Below are 2,145 nucleotides of genomic sequence, written 5' to 3' on the forward strand. Positions count from 1 at the left end.
GGCGCAAATGTTCGGCGAAGCGGCGGGCGAGGCGGGTGGCCGGCTGTTCGGTGCCGTCCGGCGCCAGCGGCAGGCCGACCACGAGGGTGTCCGGCAGCCACTGCTGCTGCAGGTTGTCGAGCTTGGACCAGTCCGGCCCGCCTTCGTGCACCGGCACCACGGCGAGCGCGCGGGCGCTGGCGGTGACCCGGTTGCCGACGGCGACGCCGATGAGCCGGCTGCCGACATCGAAACCGAGCACGCAACTCATGCGCGACAGCTCGCGTGCGAGGCGGATCGCGTCGCGCTCACGCGTGGCCCGCGTAGCCCGGCAACTGCAACGGATCGACGCCGACGAGTCCGGCCGCGGCGCTCCAGCGTTCCTCCAGCGGGGTGTGGAAAAGCACTCGCTCGTTGGCTTCCGCGGTGAGCCAGCTGTTGTCCTTCAGTTCCTGCTCCAACTGGCCGGCGCTCCAGCCGGCGTAGCCCAGTGCCATCAGGGCGTCCTGCGGGCCGTCACCGGCGGCCATCGCCACCAGGATGTCGCGCGAGGTGGTGACCGACCACTCGTCGTTGATGCGGTAGCTCGATTCCCAATGCCCGTGCTCGCGGTGCAGCACGAAGCCGCGCTCCTGCTGCACCGGGCCGCCGATCAGCACCGGCCGGTCGGCCAGCTCCTGGTCGCTGCAGTCGAGCTTGAGCTGCGCCAGCACGTCGCCGAGCCGGTATTCGGAAAGCCGGTTCACCAGCAGCCCGACCGCGCCGTCCTCGTCGTGCTGGCACAGGAAGGCCACGCCGCGCGAGAACGGCGGCTCGGCCAGGCTCGGCATGGCGATGAGGAAATGTCCGGCAAGGGTCGGCGTATTGGGGACGGCGCTCATGCGGCCATTGTAATGCGACGGACGGGCGTGCGTTGTAGCGCGGGCGATGTGAAGCGGCCGCAACGCGCGCCGCGCCTTGGGCGCACGTGGCGGCTACTTGTTGCGCAGCACGTTGCCCGGCAGGAACTGCCAGGTGCGGGTGATGTAGAGCTCGTCGACATGTTGGTCCCTGGGGATCGGCGGGAACGGCGCGGCCAGCCTGACGATGCGCTCGGCGGCCTTGTCCAGCAGCGGTTCGCCCGAGCTGCGGATCACGTCGATGGCCTTGACGCCGCCGTTGCGGTCGAGCGTGACGGTCAGCTCCAGCTCGCCGTGCAGGTTGCGCCGGCGCGCCTCCTCGGGATAGTTGAGGTTGCCGATGCGCTCGATGCGGTCCACCCAGCCGCGCATGTAGGCGGCGTAGACGTATTCCTTGGTATTGGCCGAAATGAATTTCTTCTTCGGCCGCTTGGCGTAGGCCTCGGTGCGGTTGCGCACCTCCGCGGCGAGCTGGGCCATTTCCTGGCGGCGGCGCAATTCCTCGGCGGTGGGCGTGTCCTGCGTTTCACGTGCGGTCTGCGCATTGTCGCTGGTCACGCTGAAATGGCTGCGCCCGCTGGTGACGATCTGGCGCGCCGGCGTGGCTTCCTGCGGGCGCGGGACGGTGGCCTCGACCGGCCGCTGCGCAGTGCCCGGCGTAGGTCGGGACAGCACGCCGGAAACCGGCTGCGAAGGCCGCGCGGCATGCTCGCTCTGGCCGCCGCCCTGGTTGTTCGCCTGGGCCAGGAAGTCGGCCTTGTCCGGCGCCTCGCGGTTGGCCACGTCGACCAGGGTCACGTCCAGCGTCGGCAACCCGGGCTTGGGTTTGACGTAGTGGAAGGTCAGGCCGAGCGCCAGCACGCCGTGCAGCAGCAGCGAGAACAGCAATGTCGCCCCGATCGGATCAGGGGTGTCGGGGCGGCGGACGGTGGCACTCACGCAGGAACGTTCTCGATCGCATCGAACAGTTGTCCGGCGATATTAAGCCCGAACTGCGCGTCCAGTTCGCGGGCACAGGTCGGCGATGTGACGTTGATCTCGGTGAGGTAGTCGCCGATCACGTCCAGGCCGACGAAGCGCAGCCCGCGCCGGCGCAACTCGGGCGCCACCTGCGCCGCGATCCAGCGGTCGCGCTCGGACAGCGGCACGCCCACGCCGCGGCCGCCGGCGGCCAGGTTGCCGCGGAACTCGTCGCCCTGCGGGATGCGCGCCAGCGCGTAGGGCACCGGCTCGCCGTCGATCAGCAGGATGCGCTTGTCGCCGGCGC

At 70.2% G+C, this 2,145-nt stretch carries 3 protein-coding genes and 1 pseudogene; all 4 read right to left on the reverse strand.

What is annotated here, in order from left to right:
* A partial coding sequence (gene ruvX / locus HOQ08_RS11530; protein WP_291194796.1) for a Holliday junction resolvase RuvX occupies positions 1-250 on the reverse strand: 250 nt, incomplete at its 3' end.
* A gap of 37 nt (positions 251-287) precedes the next feature.
* Complete coding sequence (locus HOQ08_RS11535) at positions 288-860, reverse strand: YqgE/AlgH family protein (protein WP_291194799.1); 573 nt, start codon at positions 858-860, stop codon at positions 288-290.
* 93 nt (positions 861-953) lie between these two features.
* The gene (locus HOQ08_RS11540; protein ID WP_291194802.1) at positions 954-1,817 is read right to left on the reverse strand and encodes an energy transducer TonB; all 864 of its coding nucleotides are present in this window, start codon (positions 1,815-1,817) and stop codon (positions 954-956) included.
* Positions 1,814-2,145 (reverse strand): annotated as a pseudogene (locus HOQ08_RS11545) (glutathione synthase); the annotation flags it as partial. The gene HOQ08_RS11540 and the pseudogene HOQ08_RS11545, both read right to left, overlap by 4 nt.

The sequence above is a fragment of the Frateuria sp. genome, from assembly GCF_013362045.1.
Classification (GTDB): Bacteria; Pseudomonadota; Gammaproteobacteria; order Xanthomonadales; family Rhodanobacteraceae; genus Frateuria_A.

What these genes read in the sequence shown, in the direction of transcription:
- HOQ08_RS11535 (WP_291194799.1), bottom strand. Translation starts at nt 860, where the DNA reads ATGAGCGCCGTCCCCAATACGCCGACCCTTGCCGGACATTTCCTCATC.